This is a genomic window from Sandaracinaceae bacterium (assembly GCA_016706685.1).
In the GTDB taxonomy this organism is placed as follows: domain Bacteria; phylum Myxococcota_A; class Polyangia; order Polyangiales; family Houyiibacteriaceae; genus JADJJE01.
This window is the reverse complement of record JADJJE010000055.1, coordinates 1-21,319: the sequence shown is the minus strand read 5'-3', so window position 1 is coordinate 21,319 and position 21,319 is coordinate 1. Positions and strand designations below refer to the sequence as shown.

The following is a 21,319-nucleotide window of genomic DNA, read 5'->3' as shown; positions in this document are numbered from 1 at the left end:
GAAGATCACGCGCGAGTCGGCCGCACGGCGCTGCTGGTCGGCTTCACCATGGCCACATCCCGCGAGCTGCGCCGAAGCTCACCACGGATCCCCTGCGGACGCAGACCTGCTCATCGAAGCCTGTACGTTTATGCCGGTCATCCCCGTTGGAGCATCCTGTTCCTTCGAGGGGCGATGCGCAGTCCTGTTCACGAGCTGGGTGGACGGCATGTGCGGCGACGAAGGCTACGAGTGCCAGGATGGACGCGTCGTCGAGTACGAGAACCTACGGCAATGCGGTCCCATGGATCCCGGCCCGGACCCCAACTCCCCCTGCAGCGATACCAGCGCACGTGCGGAGGCGTTCTCGCTGAGCGCCTCCTCCGCGGAGGGAGCTGTGCTCGGCGTCACGCAGGCGTGCACGTCCGCCAACGGCTGGGGTGACTGCGACGGAGGCACGGTCACCGTCGAGCTCTTGGACGTGGACGGGAACCCGTTGGGCTGGCTCGCGCTGACCTTCGAGGACGCCGGCCAGACCTCGCTTCCACGCACCTGCCGGCTCACCCTCGCCGCCGATCCGATGAACCCGCTACCTTGCACGTACGAGGGTCAGTTCGGGGAAGAAGGCGGCGGCACCTCCCCGTATCCACGGCTGTGTGGAGAGCTGGCTGTCGAGATCGAGGGTGAGACCCACCAGACCTCCGTGGGGCTCGATGCCTGGAGCTTGTGGGTCTGCTTCTAATGGCGGCTCAGGCGCTCAGGGCCACCGCGGGCGCGGGGCGCGGCGCCATGTCCGACACGGTGGCAGCGACCGCGGCCGTGGCTGGCGTCTGGCCCAGCTCCGCGAGCGCGTCTTCGAGCTCCACGGCGAGCGTCTTCACCTCGGCCGTGGTGAGGCCACCGGCCGGGTAGATGATGCCCATGCGCAGCTCGTCACGAAAGCTCACGCTGGTGACGAACAGGCCGGTGTTGGGGGCAAAGCCGGCGAATTCGCACAGGCCCACGTCGTGCCGCGCGAAGAAGTCCACGCTGCCCACGGTAGAGTAGTGCGCGCTCATGGGCGTGAGCTTGCCGCGCGTCTTCAGGCGGCGTGCCACGACGGAATAGAGTCGCAGCCCGATCCAGGTGCCGATCTCGTCGAGTAGCAGCCCGAAGCCGCGCTCGTGGTCTTTAGCGCCGCACGCCCTCCTTCAGCTGAGCGCCCACGTCGGCGAGCAAGGCGGCCGTGTCGGAGAAGCGTGTGGAGCGGACCATGAAGCTGGCGACGAAGTTGCCGAACGCGTTGGGTCGCGGGGGATCGAAGTAAGGCCGGACGTCCACGGAGATGCGCACGGCGACCTCGCGTGTATCCACGGTCTCGGCCGCCCCCGCGCGACGCGCCAGCACCAGGGTGACAGCCGCGAGGGTGAGCGCGTTCAGGCTGGTGTCCTGCGCCTTCGCGGCGGCGACCAGCTTCTTCACGGAGAGCTTGGGCGTATGGCGCAGCACGCGCGGCGCGGTGAACGCGGACAGCGGCGCGAGCGGGTCGATCAGCGTCACGGAGCGCGCGGCCGCCTTCTGGGCCCGCATGCGGCGCCAGTCGATCATCGCGGCGCGCAGGCGCGCCATCACGCCCTTCGGCCACAGCGCGGCGCGCATGAACGGCCGGTCGATGGCCACGGGCTCGATCGGCTTCCCAGCCAGCGCGCCCAGCAGCGCGTCGATCATCTGGATCATGCCGCGCCCGTCGCACACCAGGTGGTGCACGATCATGAAGAGCGTGGGCCGCGTGGGGTGGTCGGCGAAGCGAAAGCGCACAGGCAGGCTGCGCCCGAGCGCGAAGGGCTCCGCCAAGAGGGCGTTGCGGTACTCGTGTAGCCGCTCTTCGTTGGCGGCCACGCCGTGGACCACGCCGAAGACCTCGTCGAACAGGGGCTCGAGGAGCGGGTCGGTGTTGTCCAGCACCTCGAGGCACGTGCTGAGCGTCCCAGCGACCAGGCGTGTGCGGGTGCGTGGGAAGGCGGTGATCAGCGCGCGCACGCAGGTGCGCAGCTTCGTCGCGTCGAGCGGCCGCTCGAAGGTCATCTCGTAGACCTGCGAGACGGACCCCGCCACGCCCTCGAGCGCGGCATACGCGCGCTCGGAGCGGTTGAGTGGGATCAGGTGAGACACATCTCGTGTCCTGCATGCACCCGGAGGTGCGCCTCGTTCACGGGCTCGTGCGTCCTGGGCGTGGTCATCGCGTAGAGCAGGGTGGGCGTCTTCTGGGAAGAAGGCCGGCTCGATCACGTCGAGCATGCTCTCGCGGTCGTAGTCGGTCATGGCCACCATGTGGTAGTCGGCCACGCGCGGGTCGGCGTAGAGCGCCTCCAGCAGGGCCGCGAACACGGCGCGTCGCCCGCTGGTCGGCAGCGTGTGGTCGATCTCCTGTGTGGTCAGGTAGAGGATGCGCAGCTCCTCGCCGGGCTGCGGAACGCTCTTGCCGAGCCCACGCGCCAGGCCCGCGGCCACGCGCATGGCGGTGGGGAAGTCGTCCACCACGATGCGCCGACCGGGCGACAGGTCGCAGGGCGCGAGGCATCCCACCAGCGTGCCGTTGGCGTCGCTCGCCAGGTAGAAGCTTCGATGGAGAAGTCGTCCCAGCTCTGCAGACGCCGGTTCAGCTCGTCGTGCTCGCCCCTCGTACACGAGCCGAGCGCGCGCTCGCGGTTCTGCGTGTTCAAGAACGCGCGCAGGCGGCCGATGTCCTCCGTGCGCGCCACGCGCACGCTCACGTCCGGCATGCCCTGCTTCAGCTGCCGCAGCTTGCCGCGCCCGAAGGCGCGGTGCGCCAGCAGGCTGGATCATCTGATACGACGCCACGGGCGTGAGGTCGAACGGCGTCTCCTGGCGGTGAACGCCGGCGCGAGCGCGGTCGTTGGCCATGACGAACGACCCGAGCCAGTGCTTGCAGCCGTGCCAGCCCTCGATCTCGTGGCCGTGGTCGCAGATGGCGGCCATGAAGACCTTCCAGTCGAACTTGAGCGGCGGTCGCGGCCGCGGATGAAGCGCAGATCCGACCAGTGGCCCACCCACTCGACCTGGTCACCCACGTAGCTCGGACGCATCACCAGCGTGGCCATGCCCTCGGCGACGCCGTCGCTATTCTCGACGAGCAGCACGTGGTGCTCGGGGCCCTCGTAACGCAGGAAGCGGAAGTAGTCCGGGTCCTTCACGAACGTGATGTTGAACGCGCCGCCCTGCATGCTCAGCCGTCGGTAGAGCTCCAGGATGGTGGCGTTGTCGTTGGGCGTCGCCCAGCGCGCGTCGGGGAACTGCGCAAGAAAACTCGTTACGTCCATGACTGCAGTCGCCCATCGGCTCGAGTGAGCCTCAGCGCGCGCGGCCGTCCGGGCTCAGCTTCTCGCCCACCATGTCGGTGCGTCGTCCATGCGTCCCTGGAACTCGAGGCACGGCGTGCTCCCCACGAAGCCACGCACCTTCAAGCGGTCGCGCAGCCCGTAGCGCAGGAGTCCCGCGCCGGTGGTGAGCAGTGGGCGCACCTCCTGGCCCTCGCGCAGCTCCCACGCGAAGTGCGAGCGCTCGGTGGCGAGGTCCACGAACTCGTAGAAGTGGCTGCGCGACGCCAGCACGTGCTTACCCCGGAGGGGATGGTGACCACGCCCTCGGTGGCCCACAGACCCTCTGCCCGGAAGTGCGCGTGGGGCGAGCGCCTGTAGCCTGCGGGCCCAGCTCGCCGACGACGAGGTGTCCCACGCGCTGATCAGCGAGAGCGACGGCCAGAGTACGCGCAGCAGCTCGGGCGTGGCGGGCCGGGGTAGCTGCGCAGGATGGCGGCGACCCGGGGCACGCGGCGGCGCCTCCCGGCAGACCGCTGCGCTGCCAGCGCCCTGCACGAGCGTGTCGCATAGCTCCGTGCGGTGGCGCTCGAGCCCCTCGAAGAGGTTCAGCGCGAACGTGGGGCTCCACACCGAGATCAACGACAGGTCACGCGCGGCGAGCAGCCAGGCGAGCGTGGCGAACAGCGAGTCGTCCGGAAGACTCGGCGAAGGCCACCCAGCGCGCACGGGGCCATGAGCGCCGCGGCGGTCGCTTCTCCTGGCACGAGAGCAGCTGCGTGTCGTCGTTCAAACCGTTGCTCGGCGTATCGGCGCGCAGCTCCGTGGGGATCCACGAGAGCGACCAGTAGAGGCCGCCCGGCGCGCACACCCGGCACGGTGGTAGAGGTCCGCCACCCCAGGCGTGGCGGCGTCGAGGTCGGCCAGGAAGCCGGGCGTGGGGCACCCACTTCACACGGCGAGCTCGACCCGCTGGTGGGCTGGTAGCGCCTTAGTGCTCACGCGTGAGCATGCGCTCTTCGCCGGCGCGCTGGACGCGTGACCAGCGCCCCACGTCGGACCATGAGCGCAGCGCCGTGATGAGGTCGCGGGAACGCCGGCGCTCATGTTGCGCGTGAGCCCCAGGCGCTTGGCCTGAGCGAGCCGCTGAAGTGCTCCAGCTGGCGGGCCAGCGTCGCGCGCTGCGTGCGCTCGACGTCGTGGAGAGCGTCGTCGAAGCGCCGCGCGCCCCACGCACAGACGGGCGCGCGCCGGCCCCGGATGCGCGAAGGGTCGCAGCTGGTCCTTTCCTGCGCGGTCCTCCAGCGAACGGCGTCGTCGGTGCGCCCGCGGAGCTGCCGCGCGAGGTCAAGCCAGCGAGGGCATGCGCTCGCCCAGCTCGGTGGCCAAGGTTCCGGGGCGGCGCCGAGTTGCGTACGCGCGACGACTCCTTGCCAGGTAGGGCCACAGCAGGTTCAGCGAGACCTCGCCCACACAGGGCAGCTCCACGCCGCGGTGCCACTCGGGGTTGCGGTCTTCGAAGAACGCGATGGTCGGGTTCCGGCGCGCAGCTCTCGGTGATGGGCGCCACCGGGTCACGCAGGCACTGCGAACCCTCCCGAAGTCCAAGATGCCCTTGGTGGGGTTGTAAGCGCGCGGAAGAGCTGCCGGCAGTACTGGTCCACGATGCCGCGCAGGCGCGGGTCCGAGGGTTTCGTCTCGCCCGTCGGGTAGTACGTGACGAGAAGCTGTTCGCAGCAGGTAGGTCTTGTAGCCCCTCGAGATCGGGGCAGCCAGTAGATGGGTGTGGGGCATGCGGGCCTTCACGCCCAGCATGTACCGAACGAAGCCGTCCTTGAGCGCGCGGTCACCCCAGTAGTCGGGGTGCAGGATGGTGTCGCCGCTGAAGACGCCGATGGCCGGGCGTCCGTCGTCGTCGGTCTTCGACCTGCTTGATGGTGCTGAAGCCGCGGATGGTCGCGGCCTTGTTCTTCCACGCACCATGATCACGCCTGACTTCTCGGAGAGGTCCTTGATGAACGTCGTGAGGTCCGCGTTTTCGTAGAAGCGCGAGAAGAGCGCATGCATCTGCGTCAGCTCGATGGGGAGATGGATTCCACGCGCCGGAAGCGCGCGGTGAGGGGGCGAGGGGGGATTCGTGGTTCACGGGGGCACCTGATTCCTTCCAATCTGGCAACCGTGTACAACAGCAAGTTTCGAATTGTGATTGGATTATTTGCGAAAAACTTTCTACAAACATCTTGTCAATAAATTCAAGTTACTTGTCGGTAAAGCTTTCGCCAGCCGTCTACAACGTCTGCTACTACCGCGTCATAACCATGTAATTGACCGTAGAAGCCACGGCGCTCAGTGACGGGGAGAGACACCCATGACCGTGTTACAGCATTTGAGTTCGCATGTGCACCCTTCGCACATCGCAAAATGACGGGGTTCATGGGCCAAACCGGATCGAGAAAACCACCGTTTTGACACTGGGTCAGGTGTTGCGGCGGATGCGGCGGAAGGCGAGCGCGGCCAAGACAGTGACCGCAGCGGCCACGACCCAAACCCTGGGGGACGCGCTGAAGTCAGCGCGGCGGCCCCAGGACCCCAGTACACCGCGAGCCAGAGGCCGGAATGCAGCCGATCAACGCCCCGGAGCAGGCACGGGAAAACGCGCGCGGGACAGCCCCATGACGTTGGCGGGGCCCGGCGCGAGGAACAGGACCGACCGCATGGCGAGGGAGATGAGGAAGGCGTGCTTCGGGCGACGCGCGACCACTTTGGAAGCGCTCGGGCACACGCGCGCTCACCCAGTCACGCGGCGAGATAGCGCGCCGAGCAGAAGCCGAAGGCCATGCCGCCCGCACTGCCCAGCACACACCAACAGCGCGATGGGTTGGTGAAGAGCACCATCGTGGCGATCAGCGATGAACGGCCGGCACGCCCGTTTCTCGAGCGTGGCGTGTTCCAGCACTCCACGCGATGGGCGCGAGGGGGCCGAGCGCCGACGTCCGTGCGCACGATGACGGTGTCGCGCAGGTAGTCGAACGCGCCCGTCACCTGCAGCACCCGTGGACGACGAGCAGGAATCACCCACTTGATCGACTGGCTTTTTGCGGCGCTTTCGCGACCGTGCTGGCGGTGGTCCTCGTCGCTCATCGGGGCGGACTCCGCGCGCAGTGTTTCGCTGACAGCGTGGGCAGATGTGCGCTTGCTGACCCACCACGAACTTCCTGCACGGCAGCGCAGCGGCGGCACGCGCGCCCGTCTCGGCCGTAGACTCGGAACTGGTCTTGGTAGCTGCCCGGCTGACCGGGCGTGCGGGGAACGTGTCGAAGCTGGATCCCTCGCGCGCGATGGCCTTTATTCAGGATCGGCGTATGGGGGTGACCAGCTCTGGCGCCTGCGCCTTGGTCACGCGGTCAGCGGGCAGGAGCGGGTGAAGCCTCCGCCGTGCAGGGCCTCGTCCACGTAGATGTTGCCGAGGCCCGCCACGAACTCTTGGTCCAACAGCAGGGGCTTCAGCTGACGCTGTCTCCCGGCCAGCGCCTGGGACAGCCACGCCGCCGTGAAGTCGTCTTCCAAGGGCCCGGTCCCAGGTGCGCGAGCGTCACCGCGGGGGTCCTCCGTGAAGGTGAGCGCCCGAACTTGCGCACGTCGTCGAAGCGCAGCGTGTGCTCGTCGCTGAGGCCCAGGGCCACGCGCGTGTAGGGCCCGAGCGGCGTGGCGCTGGGCCCACGTGCAGGCGCCCGCTCATACGCAGGTGCACCAGCAGCGCGCCGGCAGGCTTCACCACGCCATGCGTCTCCGTGCGCGTGAGCTCGAGCACGATGCTGCATTTGGCCCGGCGACCCACGCGCGTGATGGTGGTTTCCGCGCACGCTGCGGTCGAAGTCCCGCAGGCTCGGCCTGCCCAGGAGCGCAGCCAGCCCGCCTCGGCAGAGACGATGGTGCGGCCCGTCACACGCGGGCGATCAGGCGCGACGGTCTCGACTTCGGGGAGTCGGGCATGACGCCCGAGAGACTACGCCATCACTTCAGACCATCACTACGCCATCATTTTTCCGAACTTGGCGGTCAACACGGGGTCGGACGCCAGCTTCACGCCCCAGGCCTGCGCCACGCCGCCGTACGAGCCCATGTTCAGGCCGTACATCTTGAGAGCGCCGTTCGCGTCACCCGTCTGCATCTTCTTCATCATCTTCACGTAGTCGGACAACAACTTCGCGACCGTCTGACCGGGGAAGACCACCGGGTCGGGGTCGCCCATGTCTTCGCCAGCCGCCATCTGCTGAGCCACGGCCTGCGCGTTGACGCGCGCGCCCTCCACGTCGAAGTGCCCGCCGCGATCTGCTCGGCGATGCGCCCTCGTGGCTGTTCGGGTCGATGCCCTCCACCTGAGCCGAGTCAGGTTCACCTGCTGCTCGAAGAAGGCGCGCGGTGGCGCTGGTCGCCGCAGGCGATCTCCCAGGCCTCGATGCGCCCGCTCGCGGCGGCGTTGTCGGCCTTGAGCCCGTACTGCGGCACAGGGCCTCGAGCGCCTTCCACTGCTCGTTGCCGAACGTTCGCCACGGCTGCGAGCCGACTGCCGGTGTGCTGCGCGTGCTTCGCCGTGATCGCGTCGCGCGGCCGACAGCTCGGCGTACTGCGCGATGGTGGTGAGGCCCTCGTGCTTCTCCTCCTGCTGCTGTGCTGTTGCGCGTGTCCATGTCGCGCAGCCACGCGTCGAAGCCGTCGAGCTTGGCTTTGTCGTGCCCGCCCATGGCTAGGCCAGGCCAGCGCCAGGGGCCGCTCGAAGCAGGTGAACCCATCCTTCGGGATGCTGGCGCGCAGCTCGCCGAAGAGCGCCTCCACCTGGCCGCAGCGCCGGCTCTTTCCGCGTGAGCCAGGCTGGCACGATGATGGCCGCGTCGGTGGTCCAGTCCACCGGGCCCGCGCGCCAGGTTGAACAGCGCGAACTTCCGGCCCGCCGTGTCGCTCCAGCTGTTGTCCGTGCGGGCGATGACCAACGCGGCGGCCACCTGCATGCGCTGCACCCACGCGAACGGGTCCATGCCCTGGGCGGCGGCGGCGGGTGCACCATGCCGGGAGAGCAGCCGGCTCCACCCAGGCCACCCCATCTGCGCGCCGAGCGGCTTCGCGGCGGCGTCCCAGCGCTCCAGCAGGAAGGTCTGCCGGGCGATGGCGGCCACGGCCTCGGTGGCGCGCGGATCGGGCGCCGGCACGTTGGGATACCCACGCTGCGCGTCGAAGCGGCCACAGCGAGAACGACACGGGCCCGCGTGACGCGCGGGTCGGGCTGCTGACCTCTCGTAGCTGAGGCCCACGCCGATCCGCAGGCTCGCGCGGCGGCCCAGGCGCTCGAACGCCAGCAACACGCTGGGCGACCGGGGTGCGTGACCTTCATGTCCAGCTTGCCGCCCTGGCCACGCTCGGGGTGCTGGGTGAGGTCACGCACGATGTTGCGCAGCGCGTTGGCGCTGGCGTCACCCGGCCCCGGCAGGAAGTGCACGTAGTCACGCTAGGGCCGGCTGTCGCACAGCAGCTGCCACGCGCGCCCCGGAGTGCTGGCCTGGTCGTAGAGCGCGAACTTGAACGCCGGGTTGCCCGTCTTCTTGAACCCGCGGCGGTGATGGACGACTTCGGCGTGGCGGTGCTTGGGGTTCTGCGCGAGCACCTCGCGGTAGGCTGCGATGGTTCGTCCCAGCGCTGCGCGCTCAGCAGCGTGTCGCCGATGTTGAGCTGGGTGGAGATGGGGTCGGCGCCCTCGAGCGAGAGCGAGGTAGCGGTACCACTGATGGCGCGATCGGCGCCGCCGCCGTCGCGGTGCGCGGTGGCCACCATGATTGCGGTGCTCCAGCGCTTGTCGAGCTGGTGGCACTGCTCGGCGAGCTGGATGGCCGGCGCGAAGTCTCCCGCGCGGCGCAGCGCGGACGAGCCGGCCATGAGCACCATGGCCTGCGCGTGTTGCTGGCGCAGGATGGTCAGCGACGCGCACGGCGGCCAGCACGTTGGGGCGCCGGTAGTCGTCGTCGGCTACGGGCGCCGGGCACTCCGAGAGCCAGCGCAGCGTGGGGATGACCACCAGCTTCACCGCGTCCTCGGTGCTCTGGCGGAGCTGAGCCTCGGCGGCCCACTCGGCGCCCCACTGGAAGTAGGGCACGTCGGGTCGCAGGTTCACCACGAAGCACAGCTCGCGGGAAGGCCTCCACGTTGTTGTTGAGGCGCGCCTTAACGTATGCGCGGGTGGCCACGGTGATGTAGTCGAACTTGGCCTGGTCGTTGCGCACCAGCGTGAGCGTCTCGGCGCCCGCGCGCGCCACGATCCGGTCGAGGATGCTGCGCATGGCCGCGTTCTGCGGGTCCACCGACAGCACCGGTGCTTCGCGTGGAAGAGCGCGCTGCTGAGGTCGCTGACCTGAAATGCCTTGGTCGCGCCTCGATGTTGGTGCGCGTCCCCTGCTCCGTGAAGTCGACGTTCATGCTGATTACCCCCCGTGGTGGTGCGCGCCAAGCTACCAGGCGTCGCGCTCCGGCGTATGCGGATTCTACGACTTCACCCCCGTGCAAGTCTTCAGCGACGACGGCCCCGTCGGGCGGGGCGAACAGCGCCTGCGACCAGGCCTCTCCCAGCGCGAGGCGGGAGACCCGGATGGTGGTCACCACGTCTCCCGGAACGCCCGCTTCGAGGTCCCACGCGGAGGTGTCGAGGCGCCCCGCGAAGCGCAGCCCGTCCACGACGGTGGGCTCGCTGTAGCGCATCAATTTCTCGGGTGTGTGCCCGCCTTCCGGAAGAAGCCCGGTAGCTCACCACGTAGCGCAGCGCCGTGAGGTGATGCGTGTCGGGGTGCAGGTACAGGATGTAGTAGTCGTCGGGCGCGTCGCCCACGCCAGCTCCGTACGTCAGCTTCACCAGCTGATGGACCACGCCATCGAGCGAGGCGTCCGGGAGGCGCTCGTACTGCGTCCCCGGGTCGGCCGCCACGAAGGGCATACCCACGAAGTAGTACGGCGTCAGCGCCCAGAAGCGTGGGCTGCTGGGAAACGCGTCCACGCCGGGCGTGATCCAAGCTCGCTCGCCGTCCCACCCGAGGGTGGCCTCGGGGCCGCTGCCACCCGGCAGCTCGGTCTGCCGAGCCCGGGCGCTCCAGTGGTCCACTTGGTTGAACGTGCGCATGCGGCGCTCTGGCTGAGCGCTCGGCTGGTAGTCGAACTCGAACGCCACCGTGCTCTTGCCGAGCCAGGTCTCGAGGCCGCCGTGGGCCTCGATGGACGCCCAGACGATGGCTCCCGCGGGGTGTGCCCGCAGACGCGCCCGAGACGAGGCCACGCGCTCGGCCACCCGGGAGGGTGGTCGAGGGCCCACGACCTCGGGCAGGGTCGGGGCCACAGGCTCGCCAGAGGGTGGGCCTCGCCCCGGGCGGCGGCTCGACGTGGCGGTTCCGCAGCCTGCTGGACCGAGCGCGAGGGCCATCAGCGTACATGCGGTGAATCGAACGGCGTCGCGTGGCACGCGACTACATAGCGGTCGAGGGGCGGCGATGCATCCGCGAACATCGATCCAAGTCGCAGTTCGCGTTAGCCTCCGAGGCGATGACCAACCCTAGCGTCACTCCTCCCCGCCGCATCGCCGTGCTCACCTCGGGGGGCGACTCACCCGGCATGAACGCCTGCGTGCGCGCCATCGGTCGTGTGACCGAGACGGCCGGTGCGGAGCTGCTGGCCGTCATGGATGGCTACGCGGGTCTGCTCGATAACCGCATCTTCCCCTCGAGCGCATGGGGACCTCGACGCGCGCCTCGCACGGCGGTACACGCCTCGGCACGGCACGCTGTGCGGCCTTCATGCAGCCCGAGGGGCGCGCCCGCGCCGCGGAGAACCTGCGCGCGACGGGCGCGGACGCGCTGGTGGTCATCGGTGGCGACGGCAGCATGCGCGGGGCGCTCGCCCTCATGAACGAGCAAGGCATCGCGGTGGGCGGGGTGCCCGGGACCATCGACTGGTGACGTTCTCGGCACCGACGAGACCATCGGCTTCGACACCGCCGTGGGGCGGGGTGAGGCTATCGACCGCCTGCGTGACACCGCCGAGAGCCACCACCGCGTTCCTCGTGGAGGTCATGGGCCGGCACTCGGGCGCCATCGCCATGGCGGTGGGCGTGGCCGGCGGGGCGGAGGCCATCGTCACGCCCGAGTGGCCCACCGACGTGCCCGTCTTGGCGGCTCATCTGATCGCCGAGTGGGCGAAGCGGAACTCGAGCGTGGTGGTGGTGGCCGAGGGTGACGACCAAGGGGGTGCGGCAGCGCTCGCCGCGGCGTTGCTGCCGCTGATGCCCGGCGCCGACATGCGCGTCACGGTGCTGGGCCACGTCCAGCGCGGCGGCGCGCCCAGCCCGCGCGACCGAATCCTGGCGGCACGTCGCGTGGCGCGACGTGCCAGCGGGCTCCTGGCCGGGAGCGCGGCTTCATGTCCGGCATGTGGCACGGTGACGTGCGGCGCGTGCCCATCGCCGAGGTGGCGTGCGGCAACCAGGAGCCCGCCACGCGGCTCGCGGACCTGGCGCGCGCGCTGTCGTTGCTCAGCTGAGCGCGCGGTCCAACCTGAGAGCTTTCTCATGTTCGTCTCAGGGGCGGCTCGTGTCGGCGCCGTAGAGCGATGTCATGCTCTGCCACCCGTTCGTTGCCCGCTCGCGCGCGCGGCACCTCCTCGCGCTCCCGGTGTTGCTGCTCGTTTCCGCCCCGGCGGCCCCCGCCGGCGCGCAGGCCACGACGCTCGACCACCCGAGCACGCCGCACGCCGACGTGCTGGAGCTCACCTTCGAAGAGGCCATCGACCTCGCCCTGGTGCGGCCCGAGGCACGCGTGGCCGAGCAGGTGCGCGCCCGCCGCGCCGACGCGGTCGCCGACGTCGGCTGTTGGGGGCAACCCCAGGTGCAGGTGCAGGTGGGCTCGGCGCCGTCGCCCGCAGCCTGATGTGGGGGTCGAAGCGCAGATCACGCTGCTGCAGGGGTTCGCGCTCGGGCGCGTGGGTGCGGCGCGGCTCGAGGGCCTGGCCGCCGAGCTCGGCGCGCTCGACGTGGAAGAGCGGGCCGAGCGCATGCTCGCCGCGCTCGAGGCGGGAGAGGCCTGGCTGGTGCTGCACCTCGCCGAGCGGCGCGTGGTGGCTGCGGTCGCGCGCGTGGAGGTTGGCCAGCAGAATCTCGAGGTGGTGACACGCGCGCGCACGCTCTCCGCGGCGACGGAGGACGACGGCGCCGAGGCCGCTCGTCTGCTGGGTGAGCTCCACATGGCGCGCCTCGCGGCCGAGGCGCACGTGCGCGCGGCTTCGTTTCGAGCTGGCGCACGCCACGGCGTAGCACGGCCCCTTCCGCTTGGCCACCACCGGGCCCGCGCCCGAGGTGACGCTGCCCGACCTCGCCCACCTCCGCGCGGACGAGGCTACCCTGGATTGGCCTGCCCACGCTCCGGCTGCGTACCGCGCTCTTGCGCGTGGCCGAGGCGCGGCAGCGGGAGGCAGAGCGCGATGCGCGCGGCACGGGTGCGCTGGGCGTGTACGTGGAGCGCGACTCGCCGCGCGGCATCGTGTTGGCCGGCGTGGCGCAGTTCACCCTTGGCGTGGTGGACCGAGGCGGACCCGCGCGCGCGGCGGCGGCCGAGGCGGTGGCCCGCGCCGAGGCGGAGATCGTCCGTGCCAGCCACGAGTCGCACGCCATCTTCCACGCCGCTATCGATGCGGTGGAGGTGACGCGCGCCACGCGCGAACGGCACGGCGCCGAGGTGCTCGTCGCCTACCGTGCGCGCGTGAGCGCCATCGAGCGCGCAGGTTCGAGGTTGGGAGCCCACACGCGCGCCGAGCTGCTGCGGGCCTCGCTGGAACTGGCGTTGGCCGCGATGGACCACGGGGAGCTGGCGGGGGGACGCCGCGCGCGCCCAGCTGCGCCTGCGCCTGCTGCTGGATGCCACCGTGAGCGCGGAGGCGCGGCCATGAGCCGTCTCTTCCACGAAGGTCTCCGCGCTCCCCTGCTGCTGCTCCTGGCGCTCGGAGCGTGCGGCGGGGAGCCCCGAGACGAGGGGGCGGGCTCCACCGCCGAGTCTGCCGCGCCGCCGGCTGTCGAGGGCGCGCGCCGAGAGCCGAGCGGGGCGCCCGGCACCACAGCGGCCACGGACGCGCGCGACGACGAAGCGACCGCCGACGCCGACCTCGATGGGGAAGAGACCCTCGGGCGTGTGGTGACGCGCGGTGGCGTGGTGGAGGTGGGGCTATCCTTCGAGGGGCGCGTGCGTCGCCTGTTGGTCAGCGTGGGCCAACCCGTCGAGGAGGGCAGCGTGCTGGCCGAGGTGGAGGTGCCCGAATTGGCGGTGGCCGCGGCGGAGGTGGCGGGTCTGGGCCACGAGCGCGACGTGCTGGGCACGCGCCGCGAGCGCGTGGTGCAGCTGGTGAACGAGGGCCTCGCGCCGCGCGAGCAGCTGGAGGGTGTGGACGGCACACTGGCCGAGCTCGGGACGCGCCGCGACGTGGCGCTCGCCAAGCTGCGCGCGGCGCACGTGGACCGTGCGGACCAGGCGCACCTCGCGCGCCACGGCGTCCTGCGGGTGCGGGCGCCGCGCGCCGGCGTGCTGGTGGAGCTGCTGCTCGCCGAGGGCGGTGTGGTGGGTCCGGGTGCGCCGCTCGCACGCTTGGTGGGACCCAGCGAGGCGGTGGTTCAGGTGACCACGGCACGGCGTCCTCCGACCGGCCCCGTCACCGTGGTGACGGACGACGGAACGCTGAGCAGCAGCGCGCTGCACGAGCCCGTGCTCGATCCCGAGACCGGCCTCTTCCACACGTTCTATCCGCTCACGGAGGCGCTGCCCCACGGCACGCGCGTCACCGTGCGCTTCCAACCGAGGCACCCATGATCAGGCGCCTGCTGCTCGCCTCCATCGAGAAGCGCGGGTTCGTGCTCGCCGTGGTCGCGGCGCTCGCGGCGGCGTCCCTCCTGTCGGCGCGCAACCTGCGGTTGGATGCGCTGCCCGACGTGACCGGTCAGCAGGTGCAGCTTGATCGCGCTCGGCGGCCTGCCGGGCCTAGCCACGCAGCGCTCCCTCTCGCGCTACGGGTTGAGCGTGGTCACGGCCGTGTTCCAAGACGACGTGGACCTCGTGCGCGCACGGCAGCTGGTGGCCGAGCGCCTGGTGGGCTTGCCCCAGCTGCCCGCCGGCGTCGAGACCCCCGAGCTCGGGCCGTTGACCGGGGGCCTCGGCGAGATCTTCCACTTCGCCGTGGAGGGCGAGGGCTACGACGCCACGCAGATCCTGGAGCTGGTGGAGCTGCGCATCGCCCCGATCCTGCGCTCGGTCCCGGGCGTGGTGGAGGTCAACACCTGGGGCGGCACGCGGCGCACCATGGACGTGATCGGCGACCCCATCGCCATGGCCGCGCACGGCGTCTCGCTGGCGGGCTGCGCGCGGCCGTCTCGACCTCGAGCGGCGCCGTGCCGGGGGACGCCCTCTCGGCGGGCGAGGGGCGCGTGCTCATGCGCGGCCGTGCACTCCCCACGCAGCCACGGGACCTCGAGCGTGCTGTGCTGCGTGCCGCTCCCGGCGGCGAGACGCTGCGCATCGGCGACGTGGCCAGCGTGCGCCCCGGGGCCGAGCCACGCCTCGGGACGGCCACCGCCGAGGGCCGCGGCGAGGGCGTCTACGTCATGGTCCAGATGCTGCGTGGGGAGAACGCGCTCGAGGTGCTGGAGGGCATCCACGCGCGCATGCCAGAGGCGCTCCGTCCTCCCGCGCGGCGTCGAGATCGAGCCGATCTACGACCGCAGCGACCTGGTGAACGCCACGCCCGCACGGTGGGCAAGAACCTGCTCGAGGGCGGGCTACTGGTCGCCATCATCCTGTTCCTCATGTTGGGCAGCCTGCGCGCCGCGCTGGTGGTGGCCCTGACCATCCCGCTGGCCATGCTCGGCGCGCTCGTGGGAATGGTGGCCCTCGAGGTGCCGGGCAACCTGATGAGCCTCGGCGCGATCGACTTCGGCCTCTTGGTGGACGGCGCGGTGGTGCTGGTGGAGGCCATCTTCCACCGCTGGTCGGAGCACCCAGAGGAGGACCCCTGGCGGCCATGCGCCGCGCCGTGACCGAGGTCGCGCGCCCCGTGGCCTACTCGGTGGCTGTCATCCTGATGGTGTACGTGCCCATCTTGGCGCTCGAGGGCGTGGACGGGAAGATGTTCAAGCCCATGGCCATCACGGTGGTGCTGGCGCTAGCGGCGGCGCTGGCGCTGACCTTCACGTTCATCCCCGCGGCCACGGCCCGCTTCGTGCGCCGTGAGCACATGCCCGCCACACCGCCGCGCCTGGTGCGCGTGCTGGAGCGCGTGCACACACCCGTGCTGCGCTGGGTCAGCGGCCGGCCCGGCCGCTGGCGCTGCTGGCGCTGCCCAGCCTGGTGGGGGCGGCATGCTTTCGCGCGCGCGGGCACGGCGTTCGTCCCGCAGCTGGACGAGGGCGACCTGGTCATCCAGGGCACACGGCGGCCCGACATCTCCATCCACGAGGCCGCGCGGCTCGGCACGGCGCTCGAGCAGGCCGCGCTCGATGGTGCCCGAGGTGGCCTCCATCCACAGCCGCATCGGCAGCCCTGCCGTGGCCACCGACGTCATGGGCCTCGAGCAGTCGGACGTGTTCGTGCGGCTCCATCCTGCGTCGCGGTGGCGGGCGGGCATGACCCGTGAGCGGCTACTGGCCGAGCTGGCCGAGCGCATCGAGGCTACGGCGCCGGGCGACGAGATCGCGTTCACGCAGCCCATCCAGATGCGCTTCAACGAGCTCGTGGGCGGCTCTGTCACCGACGTGGACGTGAGCGTCTACGGCCCCGAGCTGCGCACAGCCCGTCTTCCGCGGAGGAGGTGGAGCGGCGCATCCAGGGGCTCCTGGTGCCGAGGACGCCCGCATCCTCGCGCCCCCGAGGTGCCCCTACTGGACGTCGTCCCCGACGCGCTGGCGCGGCCCGCCACGAGCTGCGCGTGGCCGACGTGCTGGACGCGGTCCAGGCCCTATCAGGTGGGACTCGAGGCGGGCGCCACCTACGACGACGTGCTGCGCATCCCCATCCGCGTGCGGCTCACGCCCCCCACCAGCGCAGGGCTCGGGCAGACGCCCATCCCCACCGCGCGCGGGCTCGTGCCGCTCGACGCGGTGGCGGCCGTGCGCACGCTCGAGACGCCCAGCGCCATCTACCATGACCGCTTGGAGCGCCGCATCGCGGTGGGCTTCAACGTGCGCGGCGCGACCTGGCAGCGTGGCCAGCGACGCGCGCGGGCGGCTCGCGGGGCTGAGCATGCCGGACGGCTTCCGCCTGGTTTGGGGTGGCCAGTACGAGGCCTTCGAGGCGGCCAAGCGGCGCCTCATGTGGGTCATCCCGCTGGTGCTGCTGGGCATCGGGGCCACGCTGCTCATTGCTGTTCCGGCGGTCGCGCCCGTGCTGATCATCGCGCTGCACATCCCCTTCGCGGCGGTGGGCGGCATCGTCCGCCCTGACTGCGCGGGCTGCCCGTATCCATCTCGGCGGCCATCGGGTTCATTGCGCTGTCGGGCATCGCGGTGCTCAACGGCGTGGTGCTGGTGGCGCGCATCGAAGAGGAGATGCGGGCCGGAAAGCCCACGCGCGAGGCCGCCCTCGACGCCGCCCGCGCGCGGCTCAGGCCAGTGTCCACCACCGCGCTGGTCGCCTCCTTCGGGTTCGTGCCCATGATGTTGGCCACCGGCGTGGGCGCCGAGGTGCAGCGCCCGCTGGCCACGGTGGTAGTGGGCGGCCTCGTGACCTCCACCACCGTCAGTCTCTTGCTGCTGCCCGTGCTCTACCCCTACCTGGCCCGCTTGCTCGGGGTCCGCGAAGGTGCCCCGGCGGAGGACGTGGCTTCCTGATAGAACCATGGCCTGCATGCGCATCCTGTTGGTGGAAGACGAGGCCCGCCTGGCCGAGAAGGTGGCGCGCGGCCTGCGTGAAGAGGGCCACGTGGTGGACGTCTGCGGCACCGCGGCCGATGCGCCGGCAGGTGCTGGACGTTTTGTCTACGACGGTGGTGCTGGACTGGATGCTGCCGGACGTGGACGGCCCGAGCCTGCTGCGAGCGTGGCGCGCGGAGGGGCTGCGGCTGCCGGTCCTCATGCTGACGGCCCGCGGCGAGGTGGGCGAGCGCGTGACGGGCCTGCGGGCCGGCGCCGACGACTACCTGGTGAAGCCCTTCGCGTTCGCGGAGCTGGTGGCGCGGCCGAGGCGCCTGCAGCGGCGCCGTCGGCGCCAGCGTGGCGCTGGCAGTGGGGCGGGGTGGAGCTGACGCGCGGCGCCACCATCTGCGGCGCGGCGAGCCGAGGTCTCGCTTTCGCCGCGCGAGCTGTCGCTGGCCCACGAGTCTTCACGCACGCCGGCGACGTAGATGACGCGCAGCCACCTGCTCACCGCCGTGTGGGGCTGGGGCTTCGAGGGCGACCCCAACATCCTCGACGCCCGAGGGCGGAGAGCCGGTGTTCCGCACGCAGGTCGGGAGCCGCATCCTGACGCTGCGCGTGCCCAGCCCGGATGGCCGCCCGCACGCGCTGTGGCTTGCCAGCAGCCTCGACGGAGTGGACCGCACCATGGGCGCCTACTGGCGCTCGAGCGCGCTCGGGTTGTCTGCTGGGTGGCGCTGGCGCTCTTCGTGGCGCAGCGCCGGCACGCGCGCTGGCTGGCTCGCCGGCTCGAGGGGATCGCCGCGCACGTGCAGGCCCCTGGGCGAGGGGCGTTGGACCGCGGGCCGCCCGTGGACGAGCTGCCCGACGTGGTGGGGAGCTGCGGGCCGCCGTGAGCCGCGCCACCGTGCGCAGGTGCGAAGACCAGCGCGCGTGAGCGGCTCTTGGCCGGGGCGGCGCACGGAGCTGCGCACGCCGCTGGCCACGCTGCGCCCACGGTGGACGTGGAGCCTGCGCCGCCCGCGCGAAGACGCTGGAACTGCGCGAGGCGCTCGAGGGAAGTGGGCGCCGAGGTGACCCGGCTCGAGACCATGGCGCAGGAGCTGCTGGGCCTCGGGCAAGCGCGCGCTGCGCCGCGGGAAGAGCGCGCTCGCGGACGTCCGAGATCGTGCGCGACTCCATCCGCCGCTTCACGGACGCCGCCACGCTCGCCGACGTCACGCTCGTGCTGCGCGCGTCCGAGCCACCCGTGCCTTGGGCTGGAGCCCGAGCTGCTGGGACGCGCTCGACAATCTGCTGCGCAACGCGCGCTCCAGCACGCCCGCGAGACCGCGTGGAGGTCGCTCTCACCACGGCCGGCGGCGGGCTGCTCATCCGCGTGCGCGACGAGGGCAGTGGGCATCCCCACCGGGCGCCGAGGAGCGCATCTTCGTGCCTTTTCACCGTGGGCGACAGAGCCAGGGCAGGGGGTGCGGGCCTGGGCCTGCGCTGGTGCGCGAGGTGTCCAGAGAGCGCCACGGAGGCGCCGCGCCCGCGCGCTCCCGTCCACGCGCGGCGCCGGCTCGAGATCGCCCTGCCGCTCAGCGGCGCGTCAGCCTGTGACCGTGAACGGGATGCGCCCTAGCTCGTCGGTGCCCTGCCGCACCACGCAGTAGTAGGTGCCGGGCCGGCGCCAGCTCACCGACGTGTAGCGGTAGTTCACGAAGCGACGGTTGGCGGCCACCTGGATCTCGGTGGGCGCCCCGCGGCTGCCACCGTTGATGTCCTCCCAGGCGAGCGTCACGGTGTTCGCCGTGCGGTCGGGGTTGGTCAGCTCGAAGTAGCAGAACACCTGGTCGTCCACGGACTTCGAGTACGTGGTACGCGGACCGAGCGGCGTGCGCCCGGCCATCTCGGGGCCAGCTCGAGGCGCGTGATCTGCAGGCCGGCGCGCTGCGCAATGATGGGCGCGCGGCGTTGGCCGCTTCGCCGCCTTCGAGGTCCTCTTCGTCGTCGCCTTCTTCGAGGCCCTCTTCGTCACCCTCGAGCAGGTTGTCGCCTCGGTCCCCGCCGCCACGGCAGCGGCCACCACGGCGCCCGGCAGCACGCCCAGCAGCGGCGTCGGGGCCGCAGCCCGACCGGCGCGCTCGCCTCGGCCACGCCCATCACACGGATCTCCGAGATGCAGAGCTCGCGCCACGTGGGCCGCGCGCCCGCCACCCATTCGAGGATCTCGATCTCGTAGTCGCCCGCCTCGCCCGTCACGGGGATGCGCTGCAGCCGCTGCTCTTCGGAGTTCAGCGTGGCCAGCACCTCGCCGCCCGGGTGCCGCACGCGCACGCGGCGCAGCCGGCGGTTCCCCGCGAAGAGATCGCTCGTGCCCCTGCACTTGGTGAAGCCCACCGTGAGGTGGCCGATGGCGTGCGCGCGCCGCGAGGGATGCGCACGTGGATGCTGCGCGAGGAGGTGTCGCCCTCGGGCATGGTGGCGGAGTTCCACGCGGTCTGCATGTCACCGTCGAAAAGGAAGCCGATCTGGCGCAGCTCGTCGCGGTACGCGCTGGTGGTGGCCACGGTGGTCTGCACGGTGTGCAGCAGGTCTACCCAGCCCACCGGCCTTCCGTGGCCACGGCGGCGTTCAGCTCACGATGGTGGGCCCCGGAGCCGGTTCCTCGAGGGCTCGCGGTGCCCTCGGGACCTGGCGAGGCCACCTCAGCTGCCTGCGCTCGTAGCCTCGGCCGTGGCGTTCGGCGTTTCGCCAGCCCCCCGTCTGTCTCCTCCCGAGCAACCCACCATGGCGTCAGCACCAGCCAAGCGCCCGCGTGACCACCCTCAAACCCACACCCGACGAGATATCTATGGCGCATTGTCTCTAACCTTGCGCCGCTCAACCCGCGGCGCGTTGTTCGGCATTCCTGTCCGGCGTCAGTGACGCAGGCCGCCATCAATCGATCACACGCTGACTGCTTTATCACTGGCGCGGGCCATGGCTGTCACAATGTGCGCATGCGGCGCTCCCCTCGCGTATTTAAGTGTTTTTGGGCCTCCTGGCGCTGGGCTGCGGCGACGACGGGTTCGTGCGCCGCTGGCCTGCGCCGGTCTACGAGAACCCCACGCGTTCAACGAAGGCTGCTCCGTCATGGACGCCACGGCGCCCGGCAGCCGGAACACGCGCTACTTGGTGCGCGCGGTCGAGGGCACCGGCTACGAGTTCAGCGGACGCGACCCGGAGACCGCGCTGCGGCTCACACTGAAGGCGTCGGACCTCGGGACCTATCTGGTCTACGACCAGGACCGGAACTACCTGGTGTCCGAGGTGGACGAGCTATCAGCGCGGCCACGCTCGAGAACGAGGTGAAGTTGCTGGACGACACCTTCGTGTCGCCGGCCGAGTGGGAAGTCAGCGTGTCGCTCACGCACCCGGAGCGCCTCGCGCTTCGCAGCCGCCGCACAGGGCGCTTCCATCAGCGCTCTCGAACCACTGCGGACCCTGAGCAGGCTGGGGTGCTCACGCTCTATCCAGCCGAGGCCGGCACGGCGTTTCCGGAGATGACGCTGGACGCCACGGGCGAGCCCTACGCGCGGCACCTTCGATGATGGAGACCCGTCTGGCTTCGTCGACGCGCACTCGCACCTGCTCACCACAACTTCGGCTTTCGGGGCGGGGGCATATTCCACGGCGCGCTCCTTCCACCGCCTGGGCGTCGAGGCCGCGCTACCCGACTGCGAGCGCTTCCACGGGCTCGAGGGGCGCCGCGATCTGGTGGGCTACTTCTTCGACGGGGGCGGCAACACCGACGTGGGGACCCTCGGACGCATATTCTGGTGTTAGGCGGCACGCCCGAGGCCAAACTTAATGATATCGAGCGGCTACCCGACTTCGTGGACTGGCCCAACGCGCGCGAGAGCCAAACGCACCGCGCAGTACTACAAGTGGCTGGAGCGCGCGTACCTGAGCGGCTCGTGCCTGGTGGAAAGCACGTGCCACGGGCAACCAGGTGCTGTGTGACCTGGTGACCGGCTCGCGCGCGCAGTCGGTGCGCTACTCGTGCAACGACATGGTGGGCGTGGACCGCGAGCTCGACGAGGCCTACGCCATGGAGCGCTACATCGACGCGCAGTCGGGTGGCCCC

General features: G+C 71.0%; 21 protein-coding genes and 2 pseudogenes. 10 read left to right on the top strand and 13 right to left on the bottom strand.

Features of this window, described 5'->3' with window-relative positions; genetic code table 11:
* Positions 1-283: 283 nt before the first annotated feature.
* The gene (locus tag IPI43_32510) at positions 284-721 is read left to right on the top strand and encodes a hypothetical protein (protein ID MBK7778784.1); all 438 of its coding nucleotides are present in this window, start codon (positions 284-286) and stop codon (positions 719-721) included.
* 7 nt (positions 722-728) lie between these two features.
* Here IPI43_32510 and IPI43_32505 read toward each other — a convergent pair whose 3' ends face one another.
* From IPI43_32505 to IPI43_32455, 11 genes are all read right to left on the bottom strand, one after another.
* Complete coding sequence (locus IPI43_32505) at positions 729-1,076, bottom strand: hypothetical protein (protein MBK7778783.1); 348 nt, start codon at positions 1,074-1,076, stop codon at positions 729-731.
* A gap of 73 nt (positions 1,077-1,149) precedes the next feature.
* Complete coding sequence (locus IPI43_32500) at positions 1,150-2,646, bottom strand: hypothetical protein (protein MBK7778782.1); 1,497 nt, start codon at positions 2,644-2,646, stop codon at positions 1,150-1,152.
* 155 nt (positions 2,647-2,801) lie between these two features.
* A complete protein-coding gene (locus tag IPI43_32495) occupies positions 2,802-3,299 on the bottom strand; it encodes a hypothetical protein (protein MBK7778781.1) in 498 nt (165 codons plus the stop codon).
* A gap of 54 nt (positions 3,300-3,353) precedes the next feature.
* Complete coding sequence (locus IPI43_32490; GenBank protein MBK7778780.1) at positions 3,354-4,025, bottom strand: GH3 auxin-responsive promoter family protein; 672 nt, start codon at positions 4,023-4,025, stop codon at positions 3,354-3,356.
* A 618-nt stretch (positions 4,026-4,643) separates the two neighbouring features.
* Positions 4,644-5,363, bottom strand: a complete 720-nt coding sequence (locus IPI43_32485; GenBank protein ID MBK7778779.1) for a hypothetical protein — start codon at positions 5,361-5,363, stop codon at positions 4,644-4,646.
* Between the two features lie 729 nt (positions 5,364-6,092).
* Entirely contained in the window at positions 6,093-6,536 is a 444-nt protein-coding gene (locus IPI43_32480; protein ID MBK7778778.1) for a hypothetical protein, read from the bottom strand.
* Positions 6,537-6,692: 156 nt separating this feature from the next.
* Positions 6,693-6,863: a hypothetical protein gene (locus IPI43_32475; protein MBK7778777.1), complete on the bottom strand. Its 171-nt coding sequence runs from the start codon at positions 6,861-6,863 to the stop codon at positions 6,693-6,695.
* A 25-nt stretch (positions 6,864-6,888) separates the two neighbouring features.
* The gene (locus IPI43_32470) at positions 6,889-7,242 is read right to left on the bottom strand and encodes a hypothetical protein (protein MBK7778776.1); all 354 of its coding nucleotides are present in this window, start codon (positions 7,240-7,242) and stop codon (positions 6,889-6,891) included.
* 84 nt (positions 7,243-7,326) lie between these two features.
* Complete coding sequence (locus tag IPI43_32465; GenBank protein MBK7778775.1) at positions 7,327-7,608, bottom strand: hypothetical protein; 282 nt, start codon at positions 7,606-7,608, stop codon at positions 7,327-7,329.
* A gap of 1,191 nt (positions 7,609-8,799) precedes the next feature.
* Positions 8,800-9,462, bottom strand: a complete 663-nt coding sequence (locus tag IPI43_32460) for a hypothetical protein (protein MBK7778774.1) — start codon at positions 9,460-9,462, stop codon at positions 8,800-8,802.
* A 390-nt stretch (positions 9,463-9,852) separates the two neighbouring features.
* A complete protein-coding gene (locus IPI43_32455) occupies positions 9,853-10,620 on the bottom strand; it encodes a hypothetical protein (GenBank protein ID MBK7778773.1) in 768 nt (255 codons plus the stop codon).
* A 251-nt stretch (positions 10,621-10,871) separates the two neighbouring features.
* Here IPI43_32455 and IPI43_32450 point away from each other — a divergent pair, with 251 nt between their 5' ends.
* The 7 genes and pseudogenes from IPI43_32450 (at position 10,872) to IPI43_32420 (ending at position 18,104) form a co-directional block, all read left to right on the top strand.
* Complete coding sequence (locus tag IPI43_32450) at positions 10,872-11,234, top strand: 6-phosphofructokinase (GenBank protein MBK7778772.1); 363 nt, start codon at positions 10,872-10,874, stop codon at positions 11,232-11,234.
* Between the two features lie 21 nt (positions 11,235-11,255).
* Positions 11,256-11,384: pseudogene (locus tag IPI43_32445) on the top strand (6-phosphofructokinase).
* Positions 11,356-12,489, top strand: a complete 1,134-nt coding sequence (locus tag IPI43_32440) for a 6-phosphofructokinase (GenBank protein ID MBK7778771.1) — start codon at positions 11,356-11,358, stop codon at positions 12,487-12,489. Before IPI43_32445 ends, IPI43_32440 begins: the two are co-directional and overlap by 29 nt.
* A 271-nt stretch (positions 12,490-12,760) precedes the next feature.
* Positions 12,761-14,176 (top strand): efflux RND transporter periplasmic adaptor subunit, encoded by a 1,416-nt coding sequence (locus IPI43_32435; protein MBK7778770.1) that lies wholly within the window; start codon positions 12,761-12,763, stop codon positions 14,174-14,176.
* Positions 14,173-17,184, top strand: a pseudogene (locus IPI43_32430) (efflux RND transporter permease subunit). Before IPI43_32435 ends, IPI43_32430 begins: the two are co-directional and overlap by 4 nt.
* Positions 17,185-17,354: 170 nt before the next feature.
* Entirely contained in the window at positions 17,355-17,597 is a 243-nt protein-coding gene (locus IPI43_32425) for a response regulator (GenBank protein ID MBK7778769.1), read from the top strand.
* A 99-nt stretch (positions 17,598-17,696) separates the two neighbouring features.
* Positions 17,697-18,104 (top strand): hypothetical protein, encoded by a 408-nt coding sequence (locus IPI43_32420; protein MBK7778768.1) that lies wholly within the window; start codon positions 17,697-17,699, stop codon positions 18,102-18,104.
* Between the two features lie 695 nt (positions 18,105-18,799).
* Here IPI43_32420 and IPI43_32415 read toward each other — a convergent pair.
* Both IPI43_32415 and IPI43_32410 read right to left on the bottom strand, forming a co-directional pair.
* Positions 18,800-19,099 carry a hypothetical protein gene (locus IPI43_32415; protein ID MBK7778767.1) on the bottom strand — a complete coding sequence of 100 codons (300 nt, stop codon included), beginning with the start codon at positions 19,097-19,099 and terminating at the stop codon, positions 18,800-18,802.
* Between the two features lie 125 nt (positions 19,100-19,224).
* Complete coding sequence (locus IPI43_32410; protein MBK7778766.1) at positions 19,225-19,686, bottom strand: hypothetical protein; 462 nt, start codon at positions 19,684-19,686, stop codon at positions 19,225-19,227.
* Positions 19,687-20,325: 639 nt separating this feature from the next.
* On the opposite strand from IPI43_32410, the gene IPI43_32405 reads away from it, so the two are divergent.
* Together IPI43_32405 and IPI43_32400 are read left to right on the top strand one after the other, a co-directional pair.
* Positions 20,326-20,544 carry a hypothetical protein gene (locus IPI43_32405; protein ID MBK7778765.1) on the top strand — a complete coding sequence of 73 codons (219 nt, stop codon included), beginning with the start codon at positions 20,326-20,328 and terminating at the stop codon, positions 20,542-20,544.
* Positions 20,541-20,783 carry a hypothetical protein gene (locus IPI43_32400; protein MBK7778764.1) on the top strand — a complete coding sequence of 81 codons (243 nt, stop codon included), beginning with the start codon at positions 20,541-20,543 and terminating at the stop codon, positions 20,781-20,783. Before IPI43_32405 ends, IPI43_32400 begins: the two co-directional genes overlap by 4 nt.
* Positions 20,784-21,319 lie beyond the last annotated feature (536 nt).

Bases quoted from the DNA above. Each gene is read 5' to 3' on its own strand.
- IPI43_32405 (MBK7778765.1), top strand. From the start codon at position 20,326: ATGGACGCCACGGCGCCCGGCAGCCGGAACACGCGCTACTTGGTGCGC.
- IPI43_32495 (MBK7778781.1), bottom strand. From the start codon at position 3,299: ATGGACGTAACGAGTTTTCTTGCGCAGTTCCCCGACGCGCGCTGGGCG.
- IPI43_32420 (MBK7778768.1), top strand. From the start codon at position 17,697: ATGACGCGCAGCCACCTGCTCACCGCCGTGTGGGGCTGGGGCTTCGAG.
- IPI43_32510 (MBK7778784.1), top strand. From the start codon at position 284: ATGGATCCCGGCCCGGACCCCAACTCCCCCTGCAGCGATACCAGCGCA.
- IPI43_32485 (MBK7778779.1), bottom strand. From the start codon at position 5,363: ATGCATGCGCTCTTCTCGCGCTTCTACGAAAACGCGGACCTCACGACG.
- IPI43_32425 (MBK7778769.1), top strand. From the start codon at position 17,355: ATGCTGCCGGACGTGGACGGCCCGAGCCTGCTGCGAGCGTGGCGCGCG.
- IPI43_32415 (MBK7778767.1), bottom strand. From the start codon at position 19,099: ATGGCCGGGCGCACGCCGCTCGGTCCGCGTACCACGTACTCGAAGTCC.
- IPI43_32450 (MBK7778772.1), top strand. From the start codon at position 10,872: ATGACCAACCCTAGCGTCACTCCTCCCCGCCGCATCGCCGTGCTCACC.